This window comes from Nocardiopsis sp. NPDC055551, assembly GCF_053619415.1.
Map to the genome: position 1 here is coordinate 269,732 of NZ_JBSHJJ010000004.1, position 24,511 is coordinate 294,242.

Genomic DNA, 24,511 nt, shown 5'->3' on the forward strand with positions numbered 1-24,511 from the left:
TCTGGCCGCCCTGACCCCGCCCCCTCCAAGGTCTTCTTCGTATCCGAAGGTTCGCATGGCTGGAAAACGTTCCGCCCCTCACTCGTCAGGTGCCCTGGGCGCCACAAGAATGTCCGGGGGACAGTGGATCGCCTGTGTCGTCACGGCGTTGACCATCGTCGCGAGCCTGGGCGGCTACGGCTGGTACCAGGGGTTGATCGGCAACATCACCACCACGCAGGTGGACACCGACGAATGGGATCGACCCACCAGCGTGGAGGGGGTCATGAACCTCCTCATCATCGGGTCCGACGTGCGCTCGGGTGAGAACGCCGACTACGGCGAGGCCGAGGGCGAGCGCCCCGACACCATGCTCATCGCCAGCGTCAACGTGGACAACGGCGCCGCCACCCTGGTCAACCTGCCCCGCGACCTCATGGTCGATCTGCCCGGCTGTGAGGCCGTGGAGGGCTACGAGGGCATGGACCCCCACCAGGGCATGGTCAACTCCGCGATGACCTTCGGCGGGGTGGGCTGCCAGTGGAAGGCCGTGGAACAGGTGACCGGTGTGCACCTGGACCACTTCGTCATGATGGACTTCACCGGGTTCAAGGACATGGTGGACGCCCTGGGCGGGGTACAGATGTGCATCCCCGAGGCCGTCGACGACCCCAAGGCCCACCTACAACTGGACGCCGGACTCCAGACACTCGATGGCGAAGACTCCCTGGGCTTCGTGCGTTCCCGCTACGCCCAAGGGGACGGCAGCGACCTGTCGCGGATCGACCGGCAACAGGAGTTCATGGGCGCCATGCTCCGCGAGGTCCTCAGCAGCGATGTCATGACCAACCCGGTCACCATCACCAACTTCCTCGGCGCCGTCACCGACTCCATCAGTACCGACGACGACCTCACGGTCGACATCATGACCGACCTGGCCATCTCCATGCGCGAGGTCGACCTGGACCGGGTCCAGTTCGTCACCGTCCCCAACGGGGCGCATCCCGACGACGAGAACCGCATCATGATGAGCCAGCCGCAGGCCTCGGAGCTGTTCGAGGCGATCAACGCGGGTGTGGACCTGGCGGGCGAGGACGACGACACCTCCGACAACAAGGACGGCGAGGAGGGGACGGAGTCGGTCGATCCCGCCGACGTCACGGTCCAGGTGGTCAACAACACCGGTATCGACGGGCTCGCCCTGGAGATCCAGGCCGTCCTGGTCCAGGAGGGTTACGTGGTCACCGGTACCGGTAACCCCGAACTGCGCGCCCCCGCCGCGACCACCGTCTACCACGGTCCCGGCGACGAGGCGGCGGCCGAGCTGCTCGCCGGTTCCCTGGAGAACGCCGTGACCGAGGAGGCCGAGGGGCTGGAGCAGACCCTCGAAGTGGTGGCCGGGTCCGACTGGAACGGTTTCTCCGGGAGTTCCTCCGCCGAGACCGACCTGTCCATCACCGACGATCTCGGCGGCGTCACCGCCGAAGAGGCCGAGGAGAGCGCTTGCTGAGGTGAGCGGTCCGGTCATCGCGCCCGGTGGCCGGACCGACGGCCGGGGTCTGACACAGGGATACCGTTCCGGTAGCATCCGGGGGGTTACGTCCGAGTACACCACCGCGGTCCCTCCCGTGGCGGATCCCCTCCCGGACACTCCCACCTCTCTCGTGCCCCAGATCGGATCGCAGGTGCCCTCTTGGCCCCAAGAAACGTGTCCAAGGCCGCCGTCGCAGGCAAGATGACCCTTGGGAAATGGGCGGCGTGCGTCGCGACCGGTGTGCTCATCGCCGCGAGTCTGGTCGCCTACACCGGTTACCAGGGAATCTTCGGTATCGACACCGCGGACGTGGACCCCGACGGCTGGGGTGACCGTCCCGCCCAGGTCGAGGGACTGCACAACATCCTGCTGCTGGGCACCGACGAGCGCGCGGGGGACAACGCCGAGTACAACGAGCTCAACGGCATCCGCCCCGACGTCCTGGTCGTCGTCAGCATCGACGTGGACAAGGGCGGGGTGACGATGGTCAACCTCCCGCGTGACACGATGGTCGAGATCCCCCCGTGCGAGGCGACGGAGGGGGAGGGTGCGGGCTGGTCGGGCGGCGTCGACCAGCTCAACCACGCCATGACCTACGGCGGGATGGACTGCCAGGGCAACACGGTGGAGACCATCACCGGGATCCACCTCGACCACATGGTCCTGGTGGACTTCGCCGGGTTCGAGCACATCGTCGACTCCATCGGTGGCATCAAGATGTGCGTTCCCGAGCCCGTGGACGACCCCAAGGCGCACATCGAGCTGGACGCGGGGGAGCAGAGGCTCAACGGGGAACAGGCACTCGGCCTGGCCCGCTCCCGGGACAGCGCGGCCAACGGCAGCGACCTGGGGCGCATCGAGAACCAGCAGCGCATGATGGGTGCCATCCTGCGCGAGGTCACCTCCGGGGACATCCTGGCCAAACCCAACAACCTGATCTCCTTCCTGGACTCGGTCACCGACAGTCTCACCACCGACAGTGAGTTCACCGTCGACAAGATGACCGAGCTGGCCATCGCCATGCGCGAGGTCGACCTGGGCCGGATGAACATGGTCACCGCGCCCGTCGAGGACTACCCGGTCGACCCCAACAAGGTGCAGTTCCAGGAGACCGCCGCGCAGGACCTGTTCACCTCCGTGGCCGCAGGCGAGCTCGTCGAGGAGGAGGGCTCCGAGGAATCCGGGGACGACTCGGTCGCCGTGGAACCCTCCGACGTGTCCCTGCTGTTGCTCAACAACACCGGGGTCGACGGTCTGGGAAGTCAGGTCGAACCCCTGTTGGTCGAGGAGGGGTTCACGGTCACCGACACGACCAACCCCGAACTGCGGGTCCCGGAGGCCACCACCGTCTACCACGGGCCCGACAGGGCCGAACACGCCGAGGTCCTGGCCGAGGCCGTCCAAGGCGGCGCGGAGATCGTGGAGGAGCCTTCCCTGGGGGAGGACCTGGAGTTGGTCATGAGCGGCGGCTGGGAGGGCATCGCCGGTGCGGGCGGTGGTTCCGGCGGCGGTTCCAGCGTCGAGGACCTGGGGGGTACCAGCGCCGCGGAGGACAAGGTCAGCTGCGACTGATCCGGCACCTGCTTCTCTTCGCACGAAGGGCCCGTATCCGTCTTCGCCGGGTGCGGGCCCGCTTTCGTTTCCACGGTTTATCGTTTATCGTTAATATCGATGAACGATAAGGAGGCGATCGTGTCCCTCGAAGCATCGACCCGTCGATCCCGTCTGCGGTGGAGTCGTACCGACTCCGTGGCCATGCGGTTCGTCCTGGTCCTCGGCATGATCCTGGTGTGCGCGACCATGGCGCTCTCACTGCTGTGGATCACCACCGGCCTCTCCGTGGGCGGTTTCGGACAGACCGACCGGGTCACCGTGCACCAGCCGATCGACGCCCCGGGCACGGTTCCCGACGTCGAACTGTCGGTAGACGACGTCACTATCGCCGCCGAGTCCACGATGACGCTCGTCTTCGAGGACCCGAGTGTCACGGAGCGCCTCATGCTGGTGCTGCCCACCCTGCTCGTCCAAGCCGCGGCCCTGGTGGTGCTCTACCTGGTGCTGCGGGTGGTCCGCAGCCAGGAGAAGGGCGATCCCTTCGTCCCGGCCAACGTGCGACGCGTCCACACCATCGCGTTCACCGTCATCGTCGCGTCGATCCTGGTCCCCGTCGTGCGGGGCCTGGCCGGGCTCTTCCTCCAGGACGGGGTGGTGCCTACCGAGGGGATGGTGCTCGTGGCCTTCGAGATCACCCTGGGGTCGGCCCCGCTGGTCGGACTACTGACAGGTCTGACGCTGGCCGCGCTCGCCGAGGTGTTCCGTCGGGGCGCGCGTATGCGCGACGACGTCGACGGTCTCGTCTGATGCCACCGGAAGAGGCCACCGGCATCCGGATCCACCTGGACAAGCTCCTCGCCCGGCGCGGAATGACCCTCACCGAACTCTCCGAGCGGGTCGGCGTCACCGTGGTCAACCTGTCCGTGCTCAAGAACGGGCGGGCCAAGGCGATCCGCTTCTCCACCCTGGCCGCCCTGTGCCGGGAACTGGACTGTCAGCCCGGGGATCTCATCGGCCACGAACCGGACCCTTGAGTCCGCCCACGTGAACGGGGCCGCCGCACCGGTCGGTGCGGCGGCCCCGTGGAAGGCCCGTCGACGGGGTGGAGGCGGCCCCGATCAGCCCATCTTGCCGCGCATGCCCTTCGGCATCTTGGCGCCCTTGGGCATGGGGCCCTTGGGCATCTGCATCGCGGCCGGAAGCGCCTTGAGGCGGTAGTTCAGCTCGGCGGTGCCGGACTTGTCCAGGTTACGGGGCAGCTTCACCAAAGCCCGCTGCAGCTTGGAGACGGGCACCTGGTCCTCGCCGTTGCCGACCTTGAAGTCGTAGATGGGCGTGTCGTTGGCCACGCGCGACACCCGCTTCTTCTCACCGGCGATGAGGCCGCGCAGGCGACCCGGGTCGCCCTCGCCGACCAGGACCACGCCGGGGCGGCCCACCACGCGATGGACGACGTCCATCTGCTTGTTCGCGGCCACACCGGGCTCGACCACCCAGTTGCCGCGCATGTTCTCCAGGATCGCCATACCGGCGCCCAGCCGGCCGTCGAGCATCTTGTACTGCACCTTCTGGGCGGATCGGGTGAACATGATGAACCCGACCAAGAAGGCGATCGGCAGACCGGTCAGCGGCCAGATGATCCAGGAACCGGTCCAGATGCCGATACCGATGAAGACGGCGAAGATCACGAGCGCGACGGTGATCGCGAGCGGGATCGTGCGCGGGCTCTGCTGGTGGACGACCTTGGCGACCATGCCGATCTGCTTCAACCGGCCCGGCTGCTTCTCGCCACCCTTACCGGCGGACGTGGTGTCGGACTTCTTCGCCATGGTTCTTTCAGGCAGCGCACACCGAGTGACTCGGTGGGGAAGGGTCCCTCTGCTGCCTTGCCTCCTCTACGCGGTCGACCTTCGGTGCGGCGCCTTGTCGGCGCCACGAACAGGGCGCCTCGGAACCACCAGGATATGCGTCCGAGCACCCACATGCGGAACGGTGGCCCGCGGGCCACCGTTCCAGGTTGGTCACGACTGTGACGAAACGTTCGTTATGCGTTGTTCGTGGCCGCCGCGGCCTGGGCCTCACGCTTCTCGCGCGCCTGCTTGTACAGGGTGCCCGCGCGGTAGGACGAACGCACCAGCGGACCGGACATGACACCGGCGAAACCGATCTCCTCGGCCTCCTTGCCCAGCTCCACGAACTCCTGCGGCTTCACCCAACGGTCGATCGGGTGGTGCAGCTTGGAGGGACGCAGGTACTGGGTGATGGTGAGCAGGTCACAGCCGGCCTCGTGCAGGTCGCGCATGGCCTCGCTGATCTCCTCACGGGTCTCGCCCATGCCCAGGATCAGGTTCGACTTGGTGACCAGGCCGTCCTCGCGGGCCATGGTGATGACGTCCAAAGAGCGCTGGTAGCGGAAGCCCGGGCGGATGCGCTTGAAGATCCGCGGCACCGTCTCCACGTTGTGGGCCAGCACCTCCGGACGCGAACCGAACACCTCGGCCAGCTGGTCGGGGTCGGCGTTGAAGTCCGGGATGAGCAGCTCGACGCCGGTGTCGGGGTTGAGCTCGTGGATCTTGCGGACCGTCTCGGCGTACAGCCAGGCGCCGCCGTCCTCCAGGTCGTCACGGGCCACACCGGTGACGGTGGCGTAGCGCAGCTCCATCTTCTGGACTGAGGTGGCGACCTTGGTCGGTTCCATCTTGTCCAGGGCGGTGGGCTTGCCGGTGGCGATCTGGCAGAAGTCGCAGCGGCGGGTGCACTGGTCACCACCGATGAGGAACGTGGCCTCCCGGTCCTCCCAGCACTCGTAGATGTTGGGGCATCCCGCCTCCTGACAGACGGTGTGCAGGCCCTCGCCCTTGACCAGGGACTGGAGCTCGGTGTACTCGGGCCCCATGTGCGCCTTGATCTTGATCCACGGCGGCTTTCTCTCGATGGGGGTCTCGCTGTTGCGCGCCTCCACGCGCAGCAGCTTGCGGCCCTCAGGAGCGATGGTCAACGCGAACCCGTTCCCTTCTGTACCCCTGTGACGGGGACCCTCGCGCCCCTTGTGGGGGCGGCACGTCCCGGTGGGGACTGGCTCTTGGTGTGGACTGTCATGCTCGGGCGGTGGCGTCGGTGAGCAGTTCGGCGCCGTCGGTGTGGCTGAATCCCGCCGCGCCGAGCACGTCGGCCAGATGCCGTTCGAGGCGCGGTCGCACGTCGGCGACGGTGACGGCGCGCCCCAGTTCGTTGGTGAGCGAGGTGACCCCCGCGTCGGAGATCCCGCAGGGGACGATCCGGTCGAACCACGACATGTCATTCTCGCAGTTGAGGGCGAGTCCGTGCATCCCGACCCCGCGGGCGATCCGACAACCGATCGCGGAGACCTTGCGTTCGATGAGGCCGCGCTCGGGATCGGCGTCCAACCACACTCCGCTGCGATCCTTCACGCGCTTACCGGTGAGGCCGTACTCCGCGATGGTGCGGATGACGGATTCCTCCAGCATGCGGACGTAGGCGATCACATCGATGGGTTGATCCAGCTTGACGATGGGGTACACCGTGAGCTGTCCGGGGCCGTGCCAGGTGATCTTGCCGCCTCGATCGATGTCCACGACGGGTGCGCCGGGGTCGGTGATGGGACGATCCCACCTCCCGGTGCGTTTGCCCGCGGTGTAGACGGGTTCGTGTTCGAGGAACAGGACGGTGTCGGGCAGCTCGTCGGCGACGCGGCTCTGGTGGAGTCGCTTCTGCAGATCCCAACCCTGGTGGTACGGGACGGGAGTGTCGCCCAGCCATGCGTAAACGAGATCACTCACACCCCCACCTTACGCCCCGACGGAAGGGGAGGGTCGGGGCAGGATGTCGGAAAGCGCACTGTCGATGTCGGGCAGAAGGAAGGAATAGCCGGCCCTCTCCAGGCGTTCGGGTCGGGCCCTCAGATCGACGAGCGCGCTCTCCTCGGTGAAGCCGCCCAGGGCCAAGCGGACCGCGGGCGGGGAGAGGGGCACGACGGCGGGGCGCCCCAAGGCCCTGGCGAGCGCCCGGGTGAAGTCGGCGTTGCTCACCGGTTCGGGCGCGCACAGGTTCACCGGGCCGGTCACGTCCGGCCGCTCCAACAGGAACCGGATGGCGCCGATCTGGTCGATCAGCGAGATCCACGTCAGGTACTGGGTGCCCGACCCCAGCCGACCGCCGAGGCCCACGCGGTACAGCGGCAACAGGGAGCGGAGTATGCCGCCCTCCCGGGCCAGGACCACCCCGCTGCGCAGATGGGCCACCGACATTCCGGCCTCCCGCGCGGGAAGCGTGGCCTCCTCCCAGCCCCGACACAATTCGGCGAGGAAGCCCTCGCCGGCGGGACCGTCCTCGGTGGCCACGGCGTCGCCGGTCGCACCATAGAAGTGGGCGCCCGAGGCGCTCAGCAGGCGCGTGGGCGGGTGCCGCATCCCGGCCACGGCCCGACACAGGCCCAGGGTGCCCTCCACCCGGCTACGACGGATGAGACGGCGTCGACGTCGGGTCCACAACCCGGGGCCGAACGGTTCACCGGCCAAGTGGACGACGGCCTCGGTCCCGGCCAGGGCCACGGAGTCCACCCGCCCCAGTTGGGCGCGCCACTCGGCCTCCTCCAAACCGGGCGTCTCGCTCCGTCGCGGAGGACGCCGGACCAGGGCCACCACCGTGTGTCCGTCCGCCAGCAGGGAGGCGGTCAGCGCGCGACCGACCATCCCGGTCGCACCCGTGATCGCCACTCTCATGCCCAGGGGTTTACCCGCTGGTAGGAGACCACTCGAAGTTTTCTCGACCTTTTTCGGCGAAAGCCCTGCGCGGGGTCCCCGGGTCTTCTAGGTTGAGTCGTGGGACAGGGAACTCCGCGTCAGCGCGGAGATACCCTGGGCGATCCTCGGATCGTCCAGGCGGGCGAGAGCCCGCGCACAGACCTTTGATGATGGGGATCATCAGGGGATGGTGATTGGTGGGGTAGAAAGGCGGGGCGGTGCCGGAAACGGCGCCGCCCCGCTTCCATGTTCTCTCGGCGACCCCTGGGGGCGGGTGCCGACCGAGTCGGGAACGGGCGGCGGGAGACGCCGCGGTGCCGAAGGCGGGGATCGTCAGCCGGGGTAGGGGCGGTCGCGTCTGGCGTGGCGCAGGGACTCGCCCCACCAGGCCAACTGGTCGAGCATCTCGTCCACCGCGGCCTCCGCGCCGCGCAGCTCCTCGCCCCCGGTGCCGGCCACGAACAGACCTTGGGCGTTGTGCAGGCTCACCGAGGTGCGCACCGACGTCATGTGCAGTTCACTGAAGACCCCGCGCAGCTGCTCCACGGCGCGCAGGCCGCCCGACATCCCTCCGTAGGAGACGAAGGCGACCGGCTTGGCGAACCACTCCTTGCGGGCCGAGTCGATGGCGCTCTTGAGCGGACCGGGATAGCCGTGGTTGTACTCGGGGGTCACCACCACGAAGGCGTCGGCGGCGTCGATCGCGCGGGAGAACCCGGTGGCTTCGGGACCCTGGTCGTCGGCCCAGTGATCGCCCACGTCCAAGACGTCGACATCCACACCGGGGCGGGCCGCCACGAGGTCGAGGAACCAGGCCGCGATGACCGGCCCCGTGCGTCCCCGGCGACCGCCTCCGAGGAGGATGGCCACTCGAAGGTTCTCCTGGTGCATGTGGGTCCTTTTCCTGGGCGCGAAGGGACATACGCCCCCAGCGTACGAGCTCAAGTTAGCTTGAGGTCAAGGCCATGGAAGGTGACACCATGCTCACCATGAGGGCGCTCCCGGCACGGGAACGGCCCGGGGCCGGCACCGTACGCGGTGCCGGCCCCGGGCCGTTCCAGGCGCTGCGAGAAAGGGTCAGGCCAGACCCAGCTCGCTCTCGAAGGCGCCCTCCTCCAGGCGTTCCTTGACCGTCTGCAGGAAGTGGCCGGCGTCGGCGCTGTCGATCAGACGGTGGTCGTGGGCCATCGACAGGTAGACCATCGAACGGACCGCGATGACCTCGCCGCCCACGGCCTCGTCCTCGACGACGACGGGACGCTTGACGACGGTGCCGGTCTCCAGGATGGCGACCTGCGGCTGGTTGATGATCGGCGTGCCGAACAGTGCGCCGGTGTGGCCGGTCTCGGAGATCGAGAACGTGCCGCCGCCCAGCTCGTCCGGGCCGAGCTTGCCGGTGTGGGCGCGCTCGGTCAGGTCGGTCAGGCTACGGGCCAGGTCACCGAGGCCGAGCTCGCCGGCGTTCTTGACCACCGGGGCGAGCAGGCCCCGCTCGGTGTCCACCGAGACGGCGAGGTTCTCCACGTCGTGGTAGGTCACCGTCTGGTCGGCGGCGTTGATCACCGCGTTGACCTTCGGGTGGGCCTTGAGGGCCTCCACCGTGGCGGCGGCGAAGAACGGGAAGAAGTTCAGCTCGACGCCCTCGCGCTTGGCGAAGTCCGCGCCGACCTGCTCGCTCAGACGCGCCACCTTGCTGACGTCGACCTCGATGACCTGGGTCGTCGTGGCGGAGATGCGCAGCGACTCGACCATGCGGTCCGCGATCGACTTGCGCAGACGGCTCAGCTTCTCAGTGCGGCCGCGCAGCGAGGTGTCCGAGGAGGCCTTCTTGGCCGGGGTCGACGCGGCGGGCGCCGACGCGGCGGCCTTCTGCTCCTCCGCGGCCTTGAGCACGTCCTGCTTACGGACACGACCGCCCACACCGGTACCGGAGACACGGCTCAGGTCGACACGGTGCTCGGAGGCCAGCTTGCGCACCAGCGGCGTCACGTAGGCCTCGGTCACGGCGTCGGTGCCGGAGGCGCGACCCGTTCCGCTGAGCGTCTCGATGTCCACCGAGGGGCCGTCCGTGGAGTCCTGCTCCTGTGCGGCGGGAGCGGGCGTGGACGGGGCGGGGGCGCTCGCGGGCTTCGGCTCGGGCTCGGGCTCGGCCGGGGCGGCGGGAGCGGCCGGCTCCTCCGTGGCAGCGGCACCGGAACCACCGATGAGGGCGATCTGGGCGCCGATCTCGACGGTGTCGTCCTCCTCGACGAGGATCTTGGTGAGCACCCCGGAGACCGGGGACGGGATCTCGGTGTCCACCTTGTCGGTGGAGACCTCAAGGAGCGGCTCGTCCACCTCGACGGTGTCGCCCACGCTCTTGAGCCACTGGGTGACGGTCCCCTCGGTGACGCTCTCACCCAGGGCGGGCATGTTCACCGGGGTACCGGTGCCCTCGTCGCCACCGGACGCGGACGCGGGCGCGGGGGTGGGCTCGGACTCGGGAGCGGACTCGGCGGCGGGCTCCTCGGCGGGCGGGGCGGGCTCCGGCTCGGCCGCCTGCGCGGGCTCTTCGGCGGCGGGCTCGGCCGGGGCGTCGGCGGACTCGCCCTCGCCACCGATGATCGCGATCTCCGCGCCGATCTCGACGGTGTCGTCCTCCTCGACGAGGATCTTGGTGAGCACCCCGGAGACCGGGGACGGGATCTCGGTGTCCACCTTGTCGGTGGAGACCTCAAGGAGCGGCTCGTCCACCTCGACGGTGTCGCCCACGTTCTTCAACCACTGGGTGACGGTCCCCTCGGTGACGCTCTCACCCAGGGCGGGCATGGAAACGGAAGTCGGCATGGGTTCCTCGTTGGATCTGGACGCGGTACCTGCCCAGGCCTTGATGGGCAGCGCGGATGTGGTCGGGGGCGGGCCTCCGGGGAGGCCCGCCCCCTGGCGAAACGATCAGTCGTGGACGTGCAGCGGCTTGCCGGCCAGTGCGAGGTGCGCCTCGCCCAGTGCCTCGGACTGGCTCGGGTGCGGGTGGATCAGCTGGGCCACCTCGGAGGGCAGGGCCTCCCAGTTGTAGATCAGCTGCCCCTCGGCGATCAGCTCGCCGACACGGCTGCCCACCATGTGGACTCCCAGCACGGGCCCGTCCTTCTCGGCGATGACCTTGACCGCGCCCTGGGTCTGCAGGATCTGGCTCTTGCCGTTGCCCGCCAGGTTGTAGTTCATCTCGACGACGTCGTGACCGCGCTCCTTGGCCACCTCGGTGGTCAGACCGACGGACGCGACCTCGGGCTCACAGTACGTGACACGGGGAACACCGTCGTAGTCGATCGCCGGCGGGTTCTGCCCGGCGATGTGCTCGGCGACGAAGATGCCCTCGGCGAAGCCCACGTGCGCGAGCTGCAGGGTCGGGATCAGGTCGCCGACCGCGTAGACATCGCCCACACCGGTGTGCAGGTTCTCGTCGACCTGGACGAAGCCGCGGTCCAGGGTGACGCCCTGCTCCTCGTAGCCCAGACCCTCGGAGACCGGGCCGCGACCGATGGCCACCAGCAGGACCTCGGCCTCCAGGGTCTTGCCACCCTCAAGGGTGACGACCACGCCGGAGTCGGTGGTCTTGACCGACTCGAACGGCTTGCCGAGCTCGGACTTGATCTTGCGCTTGCGGAAGGCCCGTTCCAAAAGCTTGGAGCTGGACTCCTCCTCGACGGGGACCAGGTGCTTGAGGGCCTCGACGATGGTGACGTCGGCGCCGTAGGAACGCCACACGCTGGCGAACTCCACACCGATCACGCCGCCGCCCAGGACGATGACGGACTCGGGGACGCGGTTCAGCTCCATGGCCTGGTCACTGGTCATGACCTTCTCGCCGTCGATCTCCAGCCCGAGGGTCTTGGGCTTGGAACCGGTCGCCAAGAGGACGTTCTTCCCCTTGTAGACCTTGCCGTCGACGGTGACCTCGTCCTTGCCGGTGAGCTTGCCCTCACCCTCGACGACGGTGATCTTGCGGGCCTTGATCAGGCCGCTCAGGCCCTTGTACAGGCCGTTGATCACCTTGTCCTTGTACTGGTGCACGGCCTCGATGTCGATGCCCTCGAAGGACGCCTTGACACCGAAGGTCTCGCTCTCCTTGGCGGAGTCGGCGACCTCGGCCGAGTGCAGCAGGGCCTTGGTGGGGATGCAGCCGCGGTGCAGGCAGGTGCCGCCGAGCTTGTCTTTCTCGATCAGGACGACGTTCATGTCCAGCTCGGCGGCGCGAAGCGCCGCCGCGTAGCCGCCGCTGCCGCCGCCAAGGACGACAAGGTCGAAGGTACCGCCGCTCTCACTCACGGGAACGAACTCCTAGTTCAGTGGCTGATGGTGGTGGGTCCCCACGGCCGTTCGGGGCCGAAGTGGTCCGCCGTCGAGGGACCGTGGGGTGCCGTTTTGGGACGGCGCTCGGGCTCGTTGTCGTCGAGCGCCGCCCCGACCGACTACTTGCTCGCGTAGTCCTCGGCGATGCGGACGAGGGTGCGGGTACCCGCACCCGTGCCGCCCTTGGGGGTGTATCCGTGCGGACCGCCCTGGTTGAAGGAGGGTCCGGCGACGTCGAGGTGGGCCCACTTGTTGCCCTCCTCGATGAACTCCTTGAGGAAGATGCCCGCGGAGAGCATCCCGCCCCAGCGCTCGCCCGCCACGTTGGCGATGTCGGCGACCGCGGAGTTGAGACCGGCGCGCAGCTCGGCCGGGAGCGGCATCGGCCAGGAGGCCTCGCCCTCGGCGGTCGCGGCCGCGACGACCTCGTCACGGACGGCGTCGTCGTTGGACATGACCGCGAAGACGCGGGTGCCCAGGGCGACGAGCTGCGCGCCCGTGAGGGTGGCGATGTCCACGACCAGGTCCGGCCCGTCCTCCTGGGCGCGGACCAGGGCGTCGGCCATGACCAGACGGCCCTCGGCGTCGGTGTTGAGGACCTCGACGGTCTTGCCGCCGTAGATGCTCAGCACGTCCGAGGGGCGCTGGGCGGTGCCACTGGGCATGTTCTCGGCCACGGCCAGGTAGCCGACGGCGTTGACCTTCAGGCCCAGGGTGGAGATGGCCCGCATGGCGGCCAGCACGGAGGCGGCGCCGCTCATGTCCGACTTCATCCAGTCCATCGAGCCCGCGGGCTTGAGGGACAGACCGCCGGAGTCGAACGTGATGCCCTTGCCGACGAAGGCGACCTTCTTGGTGGCCTCCGGGTGGCTGTAGGCCAGACGCACCAGGCGGGGCGCGTTCGACGAACCCTGACCGACGCCGGTGATGCCGCCGTAGCCGCCCTCGGACAGGGCCTGCTCGTCGAGGACCTCGATCTCCAGGTCCGCCTGCTGGGCGATCTCCTGCGCCGCGAGGGCCAGGTCCTCGGGGACCAGGTCGGCCGGGGCGGTGTTGACGAGGTCACGGGTGTAGGAGACGGCTTCGGCCAGGACGGCGGCGCGCTCGACGGCGTCCTCGGCACCGGAGGCCTCACTGACCAGGGTCAGCGTGGCCTCGGCGTTCTTGGTCGCCTTCCTCTGCGCGGCCTCGGTGGTGCGGTAACGGTCGAAGGCGTAGGCGCCGAGTCGGGCACCCAGGGCCACGGCACCGACCTGATCGGTGGTGGTCGCGGGCAGGGCCAACACGACACGGCCCGCGCCCTCGGGACGCGAGCTCAGCGTACGCAGCGCGGCACCGGCCGCGCGGGAAAGCACGTCGGAGTCGACGGGACCGTCGGTGGGCGCCGGGCCGAGACCGACCGCGACGACGACCGGGGCCTTGACGGCTCCGAGGGAGGCAAGAGTGTGCACCTCCTCAGGGGCGCCGCTCGCTCCCAGGAGCGACAGGGTCGTGCCGAGGCCGCCGGAGAAGGCGGCGTCGACGGAATGAGCGCCCGACGCGGGCTCCGGAGCGTCGCCTCCGGAGTGATAACCGACGACAACCGCGTCGGCGTCGAGCGAACTGGGGGACTCCGTGTTTACTGACAACGTCGTGCTCACGTCCCTGATGCTAGTCCTCTCGTGGCCCCGGCGGCGACGCGGCGCCCCGCTTCGCCGCGGCCCTGACACGGCGTTCCGCGGCTTGGCGCGTCGCGAGCCGTCCCCCCGGTGGGTCGGATCCCTCCCGCGCGATGTGGGCGCCTTTGGTCACTTTCCGGGGGTGTCGCACGGGATCGGCGGCGCCGCGGTTGGTCGCCCCCGCGAAGTCTCGCCGAAACTCCGTGTGAATAAATGTGATCATGGCTACACCGGTTCCCTCGCGGGGGTTTCGATCAGGCGCAGGCGGCCGTCACCAGCAGCGCCGTCGTCACGGCGATCTCCACCAAGGCCCCCAGAACGTCCCCGGTGATCCCGCCCAACCGACGTACCGCGTGCCACAACATCCCGCCGGCCACGACGACCCCCAGCACGACGCCGGCCGCGCAGGCGAGCGCGAACCCGGGGGAGTGGACCAGTCCGAGGGCGCACAGCGCGAGCACACCCGCGGCGATCGACATCGCCGTCGGAACACCGACCGTGCCCGCGACGAACGCGCCCAACCCGTCCGGGCGGGCCGAGGGTACCCGGCGCAGGCACGCGAGCGTCGCCGCCAGCCGCCCCGCGGCCCCGGCCGTCGTCGCGCCCACCACCGCCGCCCAGAAAGAGACCTCCGTCAGCTCCGCCAGGGCCAGCGACTGCGCACCGACCGCCACCAACAGGGTCAGCACACCGAAGGGTCCGATGTCGGAGCGTCGCATCACCTCCAGGGCGTCCGCGGCGGGCCGACCACTGCCCAGCCCGTCGGCCAGGTCGGCCAGACCGTCCAAGTGCAGCCCACGGGTGAACAGGGCTCCGGCGCCCACCGCCAGGAGCGCGGCCAGCGGAGCGGACCACCCCAGCCACGTACCGAAGCCGGCCACGGCCCCGATCGCCGCGCCCAGCAGGGCGCCCAGGACGGGGGCCCACAGCATCGCCCGACCGGCCACCGCGCGATCCACCCGCTCCACGCGCACCGGCCACACGGTGAAGGTGCCCACCGCCATGCGCAGCCCCGCCACCGTGTCGCCGTCGCCGTCGCCCGTACGGCTCACCGAAGCTCCACCACGCGACCGGCCGTGGCCAGGACGACCTCCTCGGACTCGGCGCCGACCCATTGGTTGAGCAGTCCCAGCCGGTCCCGGAAGAGTCGCCCGGCGCGGGTCGCCGGAACCACCCCCGAACCGACCTCGTTGGTCACCGCCACCACGTACGCCCGGGTGGAGCGCCAGGCGGCCAACAATTCCTCGATGGCCGCGTCCACGTGGGCCTCGGCGTCCGGGGGAGGTTCCTCCTCCCACAGGCCGCTCCGGTCCATCACCGCCGTCAGCCAGGTCCCCAGGCAGTCGATCAACACCGCGCCCCGCCGTTCGCGCAGCAGGTCGGCCAGTTCGATGGTCTGCTCGGTCCGCCACCACCAGGGGCGACGACTGATGTGCAGGGCGATCCGTTCCGCCCATTCGGGGTCGCTCGCGGCGTCGGGGGCCGGGCCGGTGGCGGCGTACACGACCTTCGGTTCGGCCAGCAGCCGGAGTTCGGCCTCGGTCGACTTGCCCGATCGGGCGCCGCCGGTGACCAGGGTCCGGTGCGGGCCGCGCGGTCGGGACTCGGGCCACACCGAGGGCGGGCACGTCATCGTCGTGCCGTCGGTGGGCGCCAGCGCACCCCACAACCGGGCTCGACGGGCGAACTCGCGGGGCGAACGGATCCGGTGGTCGCCGCCGACCGCCACCACCGCGGTGGTCACCCCGATCACACCCGAGCGGCGCAGCTCACCGATCACCTCCGGGCGCTGCGCGGCGTCGACGATGACCATGTCCACCTGGTTCTCGGAGGCCGAGGTGTAGGCCGACGCGCCGTCCGGAAGTTCCTCGGCGGGCGGCCCGCCGGGTCGTGTCCCCGGGCCGGAACGGGCGTACAGCAGCCGGCCGCCGTCGGGCGCCTCCACCCGGATCCCCTCGGGGGTGGGCGTGACCGTGTAGTCGGGCGGCACCGGGCCGACGGTCCCCGACTCACGAATACGGAACCGGTCGTCGACGGTCACCCTCAGCGGAAGTCGACGGTCCGAACGAGCCTTGTTGCAGGATGCACAGGTGCATTGAGGTGCGGGCCAGCCCGCGGGGCCCGCTGTCCCCAGAAATCGGATACGCACCTGGGAAAGTAAACCGCATTTCGGGCCGGGCCTTGGTTAAGCTCGGCGCAGGATCGCGGTGACGACCACCGTGGCAGAGGCGACGAAGGGCGGTCGGACATGACGTGGACGTGGCGATACCACGGGGCTGACGGTGCACCGGTGGAGGCGGCGGACGTACCCGCGGAGACGTTCACCTCGCGTGGCGACGCCGAGAGTTGGCTGGGCGAGAACTGGTCCGAGTTGGCGGAGGAGGGTGTGGGCACCGTCGCCCTGCTGGAGGAGGACCGCGAGGTCTACACGATGCCCCTCACCGGCGACGAGGACTGACCCGACGCAACAGCGAGGGGCCCGATCGCGTCGGCGATCGGACCCCTTCGTGTTCGGCTCGCGCACCCTTGGCTAGCCGCGGATGTTCTCCGGGCTCTTGGTGAGCGCGGGGTCGCTCCGGACGCTGTCACCCAGGACCTCGTCGATGCGGGCCATGAGCGCGGCGTCGAGCTTCACACCGGCCGCCTTGACGTTGCTCTCCACCTGCTCGGGGCGGGAGGCGCCGATGATCGCGGCGGACACGTTCCGGTTCTGTAGGACCCAGGCCACGGCCAGCTGCGACAGGGACAGCCCGGCCTCGGCGGCCAACGGCTCCAGCTCCTGCACCCGTTCCAACATCTCCTGGTCGGCGACCTTGTCCGCGAGGAACTTCTCGCTCTTGGGGTCGGCCGCGCGGGAACCGGCGGGCAATTCCCGGCCGGGCTTGTACTTGCCGGTCAGGATGCCACCGGCGATCGGAGACCACACGATCTGGCCGACGCCCTCACGCTCGGACAGCGGCACGATCTCGGACTCGATGACCCGCCAGAGCATGTTGTACTGCGGCTGGTTGGAGACGATCCGGTCGAAGCCCATCTCGTCGGCGATCTTCAGCGCCCGCTCGATCTCCTCGGCGCGCCACTCGGAGACACCGATGTAGAGGGCCTTGCCCTGACGGACCAGGTCCTCGAAGGCCCGCATCGTCTCTTCGAGCGGGGTGGTGTAGTCGAACCGGTGCGCCTGGTACAGGTCCAGGTAGTCGGTTCCCAGCCGCCGCAGGGAGTCCTCGCAGCCACGGATGATGTGCTTGCGGGACAGGCCCCTGTCGTTCTTGCCCTCGCCCATGGGCCAGTAGAGCTTGGAGAAGATCTCCAGCCCGTCGCGACGCTCGCCCTTCAGAGCGCGTCCGAGTACCTCTTCGGCCTTGCCCTGCGCGTAGCCATCGGCGGTGTCGAAGGTGGTGATGCCCGCGTCGAGCGCGGCCCGGACACAGGAGGTCGCGGTGTCCTCCTCGACCTGGGAACCGTGGGTGATCCAGTTCCCGTACGCGATCTCGCTGATGATGAGACCGCTGTTGCCCAAATGCCGAAATTCCATGCCAGAACTCTAGTGGTGCGGCCCTGGGATGACCACAACCGGCCCCACGGCTCCGGGGAGCGCTCCCGGGAACCGTCGCGGTGAGGGGTCGGGCGAAGGAAGGAGGACCGGTGCGCGCACCGGTCCTCGGGTCTTCGGGATGACGGGGATGGGGTGGGCGCTCAGCGTGCGCTCTTCGGGGTGGGGTCCTCGCCGACCTTGAGCCGGGGCTTGGGCAGACGCAGCCGACGGAACTGCAGCTGGCGCATGGCGGCGTACATGCCGATGCCGCGAAGCAGGTCGTCGTCGGGGAAGTACTGAGTGGCGCGCTTCTTCACGGTGCGGCCCACGAAGATGCCCTCGGCGATGATGGTGACCATCATCAGCGGCCAGATCACGTACGCGACACCCACCTGGAATGCGGGATTGTTCACGAAGAGCAGCAGGATGATCAGGATCGAGAACGGCAGGAAGAACTCACTGGCGCTACGGCGTGCGTCGATGAAGTCACGCGCGTAGGCACGGGCCGGGCTCAGGTCCTGGGGCCGGTAGTGCCGGGTGTCCTCACCCTTCGGTGCGCCGGGAACGGAACGTGTGACGCCTTTGGAGCGTTGGCGATCCAGACGGTCCCGGTAGGCGCGGTAGGCCTCCTTCCGTGTCTCGGGGGCCTTCACCGGCCGGCGCGGGACCGGTTCGGATTCCCTGCGCTTGGGGGTGGGCACACCCTTCTTGGGGGTATATCCCTTAGGTTGGGTGGCCTCAGAGGCCTCAGGGCTGGCGGATTCGGCTGAGGCCGAATCCGTGGCTGCGGAAGCGGAGCGACGTCGGAACACACCCTCAGGGTAGCCGGTCATAGCTTTATGGCGACCGCGGGCCAGACCGCGTAGGGTTGGGCAAAGCGCCCGCTGGGAACTGCCGATGTACGCAGCGAGAAGGGGACGGCCACGCCGATGAGCGTGTTTCAGCGACTTTCGATGATCTTCAAGTCGAAGGCCAACAAGGCCTTGGACTCCGTCGAGGACCCAAGGGAAACCCTCGACTACTCGTACCAGAAACAACTCGAGCTCCTGCAGAAGGTGCGCCGAGGCGTCGCCGACGTCGCGACCTCCCGTAAGCGCGTCGAGCTCCAGATCCAGCAGCTCGAACAACAGTCCGACAAGCTGCAGAACCAGGGCAAGGCGGCGCTGGGCCAGGGACGCGAGGACCTCGCCCGCGAAGCCCTCACCCGACGCTCCGGTCTGACCGGTCAGATCGAGGGCCTGCGCGAGCAGCACGCCAACCTCCAGGGCGAGGAGCAAAAGCTCACGATGGCCGCCCAGCGCCTGCAGGCGAAGGTCGACGCCTTCCGCACGCGCAAGGAGACCATCAAGGCGACCTACACCGCCGCCCAGGCCCAGACGCAGATCAGTGAGGCGTTCTCGGGCATCTCCGAGGAGATGGGCGACGTGGGCATGGCCGTGCAGCGGGCGGAGGACAAGACCGCCGAGATGCAGGCCCGTGCCGGCGCGGTCGACGAGCTGCTGGCCTCCGGCGCCCTCGACGACGTCACGGGCACCGGTCCGCGTGACGACATCCAGAGCGAGCTGGACCGCATGGCCAGCACCAGCGGCGTCGACGCCGAGCTTGAGCGGATGAAGCTCGAACTGGGCGGCGGCAGCGGTGGTTCCGCTCCGCAGCAGATCGAGGGTGGTAACGGTAGCCGGGAGGGCCAGTGATCGTCCGCATCATGGGTGAGGGTCAGGTGGACCTCACCGACGCCGACCTCGACGTACTCAACTCCTTCGACGCCGCTCTGGAGACCGCGATCGAGTCGGGCGACGAGGAGAAGTTCCGCAAGGCCCTGAACGACCTCCTGACGAAGGTGCGGGAGGACAGCAGGCCCCTGCCGGCGGACTCCCTGGAGCCCTCGCAGTTCATCCTGCCGCACGCCGACGCGAGCATGGACGAGGTCCGCAAGATGCTGCAGGACGACGGGCTCATCCCCGGATAGCCCATCCCCGGACAACGGACGCGGACATGTGTCCTCATGGGATTCACCACCACCGTCCGGGTGGGTCCCGTGCCGACGACGCGGATCAGGATCGGTTCCCTTCCGGCCCGGCCCGCGCCCAGTGCCTTCGCGCGTGTTCTTCGACCACGGCCGCCGTGACCCGTCACGGCGGCCGTGGTGTTTCTCGGTGACACCGGGACGACGAACACGCGACAATTCCGCTTTAACCCTTTTCTCACCTGGCCGAACTACACTCCGGAACAAACATCGTGGAGGGGAAAGCCGTGGCTGGTTCGAAGTTCCGTCCGGACCGTGGGCTGACGGCCCGGATGGTCACGACCATGTTCCTCCTGATCCTGGTCTACGTGGCGTTCATCGTGGGGCTGGTACTGGCCGGACTCAACATCTGGCTGGTGTTGATCCTGGTCGGCGCGTTCGCGCTGTTCTCCTACTTCTCCGCCGACAAGATCGCCATGTTCTCCATGGGAGCCAAGGAGGTCACCCCCGAACAGGCCCCCGACCTGCACGCCCTGGTCGACCGGTTGTGCGCCATGGCCGACATGTCCAAGCCCAAGGTCGGTATCGCCGACACCGACGTGCCCAACGCCTTCGCCACCGGCCACAGCGAGAAGTCCGCGGTCATCTGCGTGACCACCGGGTTGACGCGCCGCCTCGACGGCCCCGAGCTGGAGGCGGTCATCGCCCACGAGCTCTCCCACATCGCGCACCGCGACGTCATGGTCATGACCATCGCCGGGTTCCTGGGCATCGTCGCCGGGTTCCTCACCCAGGCCGGACTGCGCTTCGCCATGTTCGCCGGGGCCAGCGGCGGCCGGAGCAACAACAACGGTCCCGCGCCCGCCGTCATCGCCCTGCTCGTGGTGCTGGTCAGCGCCATCGCCTGGGCCCTGAGCTTCCTGCTCACCCGCGCCCTGTCCCGCTACCGGGAACTGTCCGCCGACCGTGCCGCGGCCTACCTCACCGGCCGCCCCTCGATGCTGGGCAGCGCGCTGTCCAAGATCACCGGCGACATGGCGGCCATCCCCACCCGGGACCTGCGTCAGGTCGAGCCGTTCAACGCCTTCTTCTTCGCCCCGGCCTTCGCGAAGAAGGGATTCAGCATGAGTCAGCTGATCGCCACCCACCCGCCGGTCGAACAGCGACTGGCCCAGCTCTCCGACATCTCCCGCCAACTCGGCCGCGGAGCCTGAGACGGGGGCGGGTCCGGGGAACCGGGACCGGGACACAGAGAGGACCCTCATGAGCTTCTGGCGCGCACTGCTGGGACGGTCGAAGCCGGCCGAACCCGATCTCGACGCGCTCTTCGGTCTGCCCACCGCGGCGCTGACCCTGCGGGCCGGGGTGGGCCTGGCGCCCACCGGCAGCGGTTCGGTGGCCTTCCGGGCCGCGGAGGGCGCCGCCTTCGCCGACGTCGAACGCGACGTCACCGCATTGCTGGACGCCGACGAAGGTCCGCCGGTGGAGCAGACCACCGACGACTACGGCTACACGTGGCTGGTGGTGCGCGGCGCCTCGACCTCGGAGGAGGCGAGCGGTGACGCACTCGCCGACACCGACATCAGCGGCCTGGTCACCGACCTGCACGCGGTCAACTCCACCCTGGAGGTCAACGGGTACGGCCCCTCGCTGCTCTGCTCGTTGGTGGGCTTCACCGACGGTTCCGGTCGTTCGGTGGGCCTGGTGTACCTGTACAAGCGGGGCACCTTCTATCCCTTCGCGCCCGCGGGCGGCAAACGCCGGGACAACGCCTTGGAGCTTCAGGTGGAGGCGGCGATCGGCGACGACCTGCCGATGGAGAAGGATCGGTCCCGCTGGTTCCCCGTCTACGGAGCGCCGGGACTTTGACGCCCACCCGGAACGGCCCGGAGTGACCTTCGGAAGATGGCATTGGGACGCGGCCCGGATTACCCTGGTGCATACGGGCAGGCCCGTACGTCGCCCAGGTCACACGTACACCGTGGGGCCTGGCGGTGACAGGGCGAACACAGCGGCCGAACGGTGGAATGCCTCATCGGTCCCCGGTGTTGGGACCCGTTGAAGAGGACAGGACCCTCGGGGCCTGCCTCGTGAGCGACCGGGGTCGCCAGGCGGCCGCAACCCCTTTTCAGAGGAGCTTTACGACATGACGGTTCAGACCGAGGACACCGCGCAGGGAGTCATCCTCACCGATGAGGCGGCCGGCAAGGTCCGGTCCCTGCTCGACCAGGAGGGCCGCGACGACCTGCGCCTTCGCGTGGGTGTGCAGCCCGGTGGTTGCTCGGGGCTGCGCTACCAGCTCTACTTCGACGAGCGCGACCTCGACGGTGACATCATCACGGACTTCAGCGGGGTCGCGGTCGTCACCGACCGCAAGAGCGCCGCCTACCTCACCGGGGCGACCATCGACTTCGTCGACACGATCGAGAAGCAGGGCTTCACCATCGACAACCCGATGGCCACCGGCTCCTGCGCCTGCGGCGACTCGTTCAACTAAGCGCCGCCGCTTCGTTCGGGGGTGTTCGGTCACCCCCGTGGTTCGGAACCGGGTCGATGGGGAGGATGGACGCGCGTCCGCGTCCATCCTCCCTTTCCGTTTTTCGGGTCGGGAAGGCCATTCGGCCCGCGTGATGGGTACCCTTGGCAGGTCCGAACGGGCGCGTGCCCGTGGCGGCTCGGCCGGCTCGCCCCGAGCGCCGATCCCTCTTCCCACCAAGGAGCCCACCTCCCGTGCGTATCGCGGTTGCCGGATCCATCGCCACCGACCACTTGATGTCCTTCGAGGGTCGGTTCGCCGAGCAGATCATCCCCGAGCAGATCCAGCAGTTGTCCCTGTCCTTCCTGATCGACGAGCTGGACGTGCGCCGCGGTGGCGTCGCGGCCAACATCTGCTTCGGTCTGGGCGCCTTCGGCCTGAACCCCGTCCTGGTCGGCGCGGCCGGACAGGACTTCGAGGAGTACCGCTCCTGGTTGGACCGACACGGAGTCGACACCTCCTCCGTGCTCATCTCCGAACTGCGCCACACCGCGCGCTTCGTGTGCACCACCGACCGTGACCAGAACCAGATCGCCTCGTTCTACGCCGGCGCCATGGCCGAGGCCCGCAACATCGAGATCCAGCCGATCTCCGACCGGCTCGGCGGACTCGACCTCGTCCTGATCGGCGCGGACGACCCGGCCGCGATGGTCCGCCACAGCGAGGAGTGCCGTACCCGCGGCATCCCCTTCGCAGCCGACCCCTCCCAGCAGCTCGCTCGGATGGAGGGTCCTGAGGTGCGCACCCTCATCAAGGGCGCCGACCTGCTGTTCTCCAACGAGTACGAGAAGGCCCTGGCCGAGCAGAAGACCGGCTGGTCCGACGAGGAGATCCTCAACGAGGTCGGTACCCGCGTCACGACCCTGGGCGCCAAGGGTGCTCGGATCGACCGCCGGGGCGAGGAGAGCATCCACGTCGGGGCGGCGGCCGTGGACGAACTGGTCGACCCCACCGGCATGGGTGACTCCTTCCGTGCCGGGTTCCTGGCCGCGCACTCCCGAGGCCTGTCCCTGGAACGCGCCGCCCAGGTCGGCAACGCCACCGCCGTGCACTGCCTTGAGGCCGACGGCCCGCAGGAGTACACCCTCACCCCCGAGAGCCTGCTGGAGCGGATCGAGCGCTCCTACGGCACGGACGCCGCCACCGAGGTCAAGCCGCACCTGTAGTTCCGGGACTTCGTTAGCGCTTCGGCCCGGAATCCGGGAGCCGGGCACCGCCCACGGCCACGAGAACCACGGTTCTGGTCGGGGTGGTGCCCCGGACCCCGTAAAGTGGATGGTCGCGACCCGCACAGGTGCACCTGTGCCGCCCCGGTGCGCTGAAACGCGTACCGGTTCATTCGCCCAAGCCGTTCGCGCGGGGTCGCGCGCGGCGGTGGGGAACCCGCCTTCCGTTCGCCTCGCATTCGCGGGCACGGGGCTCGGGCGCCTCCGGCGCCTCCCAGTTCTAGGCCAGCCTTACCTGGGATTCCCTGATTCATCCTGAAAGGACTATGCATGCGCTACACCGGACCGAAGGTGCGGTTGTCCCGGCGCGCCGGCACTCCGCTGACCCGTAAGGCGGTCAGCTACTTCGAGAAGCGTCCGTACCCGCCTGGTGAGCACGGCCGTCGTGTTCGTCGCAACAGCTCTGACTACTCCGTTCGTATGGCGGAGAAGCAGAAGGTGCGCTGGTACTACGACCTGACCGAGAAGCAGCTGCTCCGCGTCTACGAGAACGCCAAGAAGCGCGCCGCCCGTACCGGTGAGGAGATGCTCACCGAGCTCGAACTGCGTCTGGCCACGGTCGTCCTGCGCTCGGGTCTGGCCGCGTCGATCTACGCCGCGCGTCAGTTCGTCAACCACGGTCACATCACCGTGGACGGCAAGAAGGTCGACATCCCGTCGTACCAGGTCAAGCCGGGCCAGATCATCAGCGTTCGGGAGAAGTCCCGCTCCATGGTCCCGTTCGTCGAGGCCGCCGAGGGCGTCCACGCCGACGACAAGATCGCCGGTTACCTGGCCGTGAGCCACAAGGACCTGCGCGTCGCGGTCATCGACCGCCCCAAGCGTGAGCAGATCCCGGTTCCCTTCGACGAGCAGCTCGTCGTCGAGTTCTACGCTCGCTAGGCACCTCCCGCACCGATGGGATCGGCCCCTGACGGGGCGGGCCCCGTCCGCGGGACAGGCCGCGCGGACCCCGGTCCGCGCGGCCTTCGTGTTGTGCCCGCCCGTCGCCTCATCTTCGGGGGAGGGGCGGGCGGGTGCTCCGCGCCGTGCCGAGAACACCGGCCGGCGCCAATCGTTATCGCAACGGGACCGAAAGTCCCGTTCCGGTGCGGAGGGCGTCTTCGGGCGGTCAGTACATCCGTCGGATGTGAAAAGCGCTACCCCGCGCCAAGGGCCGCTCCGCGACGAACTCGTGCATCTTCATCCGGCACCAGGACGGTATGTCCGCGCTCGCGGCGGGATCGTCCGCGGTGACCGCGATGACCGCACCGATGGGCACTTCGTGCAATCGGGCGGCCAACATGATGATCGGAACAGGGCACTTGCGGCCCACCGCCTCCACGGTGACCAGGGGTCGCTGTTCGGTCGGTCGCTCGGGCACGTCCACTCCTCGTCGGTCGTCGTCCTGTGTCCTTATCTTGACCTGGGCCGCTCGAAAAGGCGCAC

25 protein-coding genes are annotated in these 24,511 nt (G+C 68.9%); 12 read left to right on the forward strand and 13 right to left on the reverse strand.

Annotated features, from left to right (window positions below):
• The first annotated feature begins 55 nt into the window (after positions 1-55).
• The 4 genes from ACWGSK_RS09790 (at position 56) to ACWGSK_RS09805 (ending at position 4,101) form a co-directional block, all read left to right on the forward strand.
• Complete coding sequence (locus tag ACWGSK_RS09790; protein WP_452455659.1) at positions 56-1,489, forward strand: LCP family protein; 1,434 nt, start codon at positions 56-58, stop codon at positions 1,487-1,489.
• Between the two features lie 225 nt (positions 1,490-1,714).
• Positions 1,715-3,085 (forward strand): LCP family protein, encoded by a 1,371-nt coding sequence (locus ACWGSK_RS09795; RefSeq protein ID WP_452455703.1) that lies wholly within the window; start codon positions 1,715-1,717, stop codon positions 3,083-3,085.
• A gap of 99 nt (positions 3,086-3,184) precedes the next feature.
• On the forward strand, positions 3,185-3,874 hold the full coding sequence (locus ACWGSK_RS09800) for a DUF2975 domain-containing protein (RefSeq protein WP_358514578.1): 690 nt from the start codon (positions 3,185-3,187) through the stop codon (positions 3,872-3,874).
• Positions 3,874-4,101 carry a helix-turn-helix domain-containing protein gene (locus ACWGSK_RS09805; RefSeq protein WP_358514576.1) on the forward strand — a complete coding sequence of 76 codons (228 nt, stop codon included), beginning with the start codon at positions 3,874-3,876 and terminating at the stop codon, positions 4,099-4,101. Before ACWGSK_RS09800 ends, ACWGSK_RS09805 begins: the two co-directional genes overlap by 1 nt.
• A gap of 84 nt (positions 4,102-4,185) precedes the next feature.
• Here ACWGSK_RS09805 and ACWGSK_RS09810 read toward each other — a convergent pair whose 3' ends face one another.
• The 10 genes from ACWGSK_RS09810 to ACWGSK_RS09855 all read right to left on the reverse strand — a co-directional run bounded on the left by ACWGSK_RS09810 (position 4,186) and on the right by ACWGSK_RS09855 (position 15,861).
• Positions 4,186-4,896 carry a DUF4191 domain-containing protein gene (locus ACWGSK_RS09810; protein WP_358514574.1) on the reverse strand — a complete coding sequence of 237 codons (711 nt, stop codon included), beginning with the start codon at positions 4,894-4,896 and terminating at the stop codon, positions 4,186-4,188.
• Positions 4,897-5,111: 215 nt separating this feature from the next.
• On the reverse strand, positions 5,112-6,065 hold the full coding sequence (gene lipA, locus ACWGSK_RS09815; RefSeq protein WP_067606887.1) for a lipoyl synthase: 954 nt from the start codon (positions 6,063-6,065) through the stop codon (positions 5,112-5,114).
• Between the two features lie 97 nt (positions 6,066-6,162).
• Complete coding sequence (lipB, locus tag ACWGSK_RS09820; protein WP_358514572.1) at positions 6,163-6,867, reverse strand: lipoyl(octanoyl) transferase LipB; 705 nt, start codon at positions 6,865-6,867, stop codon at positions 6,163-6,165.
• A gap of 9 nt (positions 6,868-6,876) precedes the next feature.
• Complete coding sequence (locus ACWGSK_RS09825; protein ID WP_358514569.1) at positions 6,877-7,809, reverse strand: TIGR01777 family oxidoreductase; 933 nt, start codon at positions 7,807-7,809, stop codon at positions 6,877-6,879.
• Positions 7,810-8,163: 354 nt separating this feature from the next.
• A complete protein-coding gene (locus tag ACWGSK_RS09830) occupies positions 8,164-8,721 on the reverse strand; it encodes an NADPH-dependent FMN reductase (protein WP_358514567.1) in 558 nt (185 codons plus the stop codon).
• A 186-nt stretch (positions 8,722-8,907) separates the two neighbouring features.
• On the reverse strand, positions 8,908-10,638 hold the full coding sequence (sucB, locus tag ACWGSK_RS09835; protein ID WP_452455704.1) for a 2-oxoglutarate dehydrogenase, E2 component, dihydrolipoamide succinyltransferase: 1,731 nt from the start codon (positions 10,636-10,638) through the stop codon (positions 8,908-8,910).
• A gap of 123 nt (positions 10,639-10,761) precedes the next feature.
• On the reverse strand, positions 10,762-12,138 hold the full coding sequence (gene lpdA, locus ACWGSK_RS09840) for a dihydrolipoyl dehydrogenase (protein ID WP_358514563.1): 1,377 nt from the start codon (positions 12,136-12,138) through the stop codon (positions 10,762-10,764).
• A gap of 143 nt (positions 12,139-12,281) precedes the next feature.
• Positions 12,282-13,802: a leucyl aminopeptidase gene (locus tag ACWGSK_RS09845; protein ID WP_452455660.1), complete on the reverse strand. Its 1,521-nt coding sequence runs from the start codon at positions 13,800-13,802 to the stop codon at positions 12,282-12,284.
• A 272-nt stretch (positions 13,803-14,074) separates the two neighbouring features.
• Positions 14,075-14,824, reverse strand: a complete 750-nt coding sequence (locus tag ACWGSK_RS09850) for an adenosylcobinamide-GDP ribazoletransferase (protein ID WP_358514584.1) — start codon at positions 14,822-14,824, stop codon at positions 14,075-14,077.
• Between the two features lie 44 nt (positions 14,825-14,868).
• Positions 14,869-15,861 carry a bifunctional adenosylcobinamide kinase/adenosylcobinamide-phosphate guanylyltransferase gene (locus ACWGSK_RS09855; RefSeq protein ID WP_358514559.1) on the reverse strand — a complete coding sequence of 331 codons (993 nt, stop codon included), beginning with the start codon at positions 15,859-15,861 and terminating at the stop codon, positions 14,869-14,871.
• Between the two features lie 207 nt (positions 15,862-16,068).
• Here ACWGSK_RS09855 and ACWGSK_RS09860 point away from each other — a divergent pair, with 207 nt between their 5' ends.
• Positions 16,069-16,278, forward strand: a complete 210-nt coding sequence (locus ACWGSK_RS09860; RefSeq protein WP_358514557.1) for a hypothetical protein — start codon at positions 16,069-16,071, stop codon at positions 16,276-16,278.
• Positions 16,279-16,350: 72 nt separating this feature from the next.
• Here the strand turns inward: ACWGSK_RS09860 and ACWGSK_RS09865 are convergent, their stop codons facing one another.
• Together ACWGSK_RS09865 and ACWGSK_RS09870 are read right to left on the reverse strand one after the other, a co-directional pair.
• On the reverse strand, positions 16,351-17,355 hold the full coding sequence (locus ACWGSK_RS09865; protein WP_358514555.1) for an aldo/keto reductase family protein: 1,005 nt from the start codon (positions 17,353-17,355) through the stop codon (positions 16,351-16,353).
• A gap of 161 nt (positions 17,356-17,516) precedes the next feature.
• Positions 17,517-18,188 (reverse strand): DUF3043 domain-containing protein, encoded by a 672-nt coding sequence (locus ACWGSK_RS09870; protein ID WP_358514553.1) that lies wholly within the window; start codon positions 18,186-18,188, stop codon positions 17,517-17,519.
• A 96-nt stretch (positions 18,189-18,284) separates the two neighbouring features.
• Between ACWGSK_RS09870 and ACWGSK_RS09875 the strand changes: the two genes are divergently transcribed.
• The 7 genes from ACWGSK_RS09875 (at position 18,285) to rpsD (ending at position 23,965) form a co-directional block, all read left to right on the forward strand.
• Positions 18,285-19,049 carry a PspA/IM30 family protein gene (locus tag ACWGSK_RS09875; RefSeq protein ID WP_358514551.1) on the forward strand — a complete coding sequence of 255 codons (765 nt, stop codon included), beginning with the start codon at positions 18,285-18,287 and terminating at the stop codon, positions 19,047-19,049.
• Positions 19,046-19,324, forward strand: a complete 279-nt coding sequence (pspAA, locus tag ACWGSK_RS09880; RefSeq protein WP_358514549.1) for a PspA-associated protein PspAA — start codon at positions 19,046-19,048, stop codon at positions 19,322-19,324. Before ACWGSK_RS09875 ends, pspAA begins: the two co-directional genes overlap by 4 nt.
• Positions 19,325-19,608: 284 nt before the next feature.
• On the forward strand, positions 19,609-20,535 hold the full coding sequence (htpX, locus tag ACWGSK_RS09885) for a zinc metalloprotease HtpX (RefSeq protein ID WP_358514547.1): 927 nt from the start codon (positions 19,609-19,611) through the stop codon (positions 20,533-20,535).
• 49 nt (positions 20,536-20,584) lie between these two features.
• Positions 20,585-21,190 (forward strand): PspA-associated protein PspAB, encoded by a 606-nt coding sequence (pspAB, locus tag ACWGSK_RS09890; protein ID WP_358514545.1) that lies wholly within the window; start codon positions 20,585-20,587, stop codon positions 21,188-21,190.
• Positions 21,191-21,467: 277 nt separating this feature from the next.
• A complete protein-coding gene (locus ACWGSK_RS09895; protein WP_358514543.1) occupies positions 21,468-21,818 on the forward strand; it encodes a HesB/IscA family protein in 351 nt (116 codons plus the stop codon).
• Positions 21,819-22,051: 233 nt separating this feature from the next.
• Positions 22,052-23,023: a carbohydrate kinase family protein gene (locus tag ACWGSK_RS09900; protein WP_452455661.1), complete on the forward strand. Its 972-nt coding sequence runs from the start codon at positions 22,052-22,054 to the stop codon at positions 23,021-23,023.
• A gap of 330 nt (positions 23,024-23,353) precedes the next feature.
• Positions 23,354-23,965 (forward strand): 30S ribosomal protein S4, encoded by a 612-nt coding sequence (gene rpsD, locus ACWGSK_RS09905; RefSeq protein WP_067606537.1) that lies wholly within the window; start codon positions 23,354-23,356, stop codon positions 23,963-23,965.
• Positions 23,966-24,194: 229 nt separating this feature from the next.
• Here the strand turns inward: rpsD and ACWGSK_RS09910 are convergent, their stop codons facing one another.
• Complete coding sequence (locus ACWGSK_RS09910; protein ID WP_067606539.1) at positions 24,195-24,452, reverse strand: sulfurtransferase TusA family protein; 258 nt, start codon at positions 24,450-24,452, stop codon at positions 24,195-24,197.
• Positions 24,453-24,511: the final 59 nt, after the last annotated feature.

What these genes read in the sequence shown, in the direction of transcription:
- ACWGSK_RS09875 (WP_358514551.1), top strand. Translation starts at nt 18,285, where the DNA reads ATGAGCGTGTTTCAGCGACTTTCGATGATCTTCAAGTCGAAGGCCAAC.
- ACWGSK_RS09825 (WP_358514569.1), bottom strand. Translation starts at nt 7,809, where the DNA reads ATGAGAGTGGCGATCACGGGTGCGACCGGGATGGTCGGTCGCGCGCTG.
- ACWGSK_RS09870 (WP_358514553.1), bottom strand. Translation starts at nt 18,188, where the DNA reads ATGACCGGCTACCCTGAGGGTGTGTTCCGACGTCGCTCCGCTTCCGCA.
- ACWGSK_RS09790 (WP_452455659.1), top strand. Translation starts at nt 56, where the DNA reads ATGGCTGGAAAACGTTCCGCCCCTCACTCGTCAGGTGCCCTGGGCGCC.
- sucB (WP_452455704.1), bottom strand. Translation starts at nt 10,638, where the DNA reads ATGCCCGCCCTGGGTGAGAGCGTCACCGAGGGGACCGTCACCCAGTGG.
- ACWGSK_RS09830 (WP_358514567.1), bottom strand. Translation starts at nt 8,721, where the DNA reads ATGCACCAGGAGAACCTTCGAGTGGCCATCCTCCTCGGAGGCGGTCGC.
- ACWGSK_RS09860 (WP_358514557.1), top strand. Translation starts at nt 16,069, where the DNA reads ATGACGTGGACGTGGCGATACCACGGGGCTGACGGTGCACCGGTGGAG.
- ACWGSK_RS09895 (WP_358514543.1), top strand. Translation starts at nt 21,468, where the DNA reads ATGACGGTTCAGACCGAGGACACCGCGCAGGGAGTCATCCTCACCGAT.
- ACWGSK_RS09850 (WP_358514584.1), bottom strand. Translation starts at nt 14,824, where the DNA reads ATGGCGGTGGGCACCTTCACCGTGTGGCCGGTGCGCGTGGAGCGGGTG.
- ACWGSK_RS09795 (WP_452455703.1), top strand. Translation starts at nt 1,715, where the DNA reads ATGACCCTTGGGAAATGGGCGGCGTGCGTCGCGACCGGTGTGCTCATC.
- pspAB (WP_358514545.1), top strand. Translation starts at nt 20,585, where the DNA reads ATGAGCTTCTGGCGCGCACTGCTGGGACGGTCGAAGCCGGCCGAACCC.
- rpsD (WP_067606537.1), top strand. Translation starts at nt 23,354, where the DNA reads ATGCGCTACACCGGACCGAAGGTGCGGTTGTCCCGGCGCGCCGGCACT.
- ACWGSK_RS09810 (WP_358514574.1), bottom strand. Translation starts at nt 4,896, where the DNA reads ATGGCGAAGAAGTCCGACACCACGTCCGCCGGTAAGGGTGGCGAGAAG.
- ACWGSK_RS09865 (WP_358514555.1), bottom strand. Translation starts at nt 17,355, where the DNA reads ATGGAATTTCGGCATTTGGGCAACAGCGGTCTCATCATCAGCGAGATC.
- ACWGSK_RS09800 (WP_358514578.1), top strand. Translation starts at nt 3,185, where the DNA reads ATGAACGATAAGGAGGCGATCGTGTCCCTCGAAGCATCGACCCGTCGA.
- ACWGSK_RS09805 (WP_358514576.1), top strand. Translation starts at nt 3,874, where the DNA reads ATGCCACCGGAAGAGGCCACCGGCATCCGGATCCACCTGGACAAGCTC.